The organism is Pseudoalteromonas luteoviolacea NCIMB 1942, from assembly GCF_001625595.1.
Taxonomy (GTDB): Bacteria; Pseudomonadota; Gammaproteobacteria; order Enterobacterales; family Alteromonadaceae; genus Pseudoalteromonas; species Pseudoalteromonas luteoviolacea_A.
In genome coordinates this window covers 1-374 of the sequence record NZ_AUXT01000089.1, presented here as the reverse complement: position 1 = coordinate 374, position 374 = coordinate 1, and the positions used below count along the sequence as shown (strand labels likewise).

1 protein-coding gene is annotated in these 374 nt (G+C 36.4%); it reads left to right on the top strand.

Features of this window, described 5'->3' with window-relative positions:
- On the top strand, window positions 1-247 hold a 247-nt coding region (locus tag N482_RS05375; RefSeq protein WP_196765309.1), incomplete at its 5' end, for a transposase.
- Window positions 248-374 lie beyond the last annotated feature (127 nt).

Sequence of the window (374 nt, the reverse complement as noted above, 5' to 3'; positions counted from 1 at the left end):
GTCACTAGGTCACTATATCAGGCAGCATTGGCGTATTGAAAATAGTCAGCATTACGTATTGGATGTTGTATTTAAAGAAGATAATTCACGAATAATGCTCGAGGGTGCAGTAGAAAATATGGCTTTATTTAGACGATTTGTGATGAATATCCTCAAGCAATGTGACTGCGGCGCACCTAGCCAGCGCAATAAATTAAAAAAAGCGGGTTGGAATGATGATTACAGAGCTCAAGTTTTCTTTGGTTAATATGCAGTCAAAGTATGCTCGGGCCCTGTATAAAACCCTGCTTACGATTTTAAAAAATAAACTTTCAAGGCAACTAATTAATCTGATCTGCGCATAAGAAATTGAACTAATACCAATTTCATTAAAT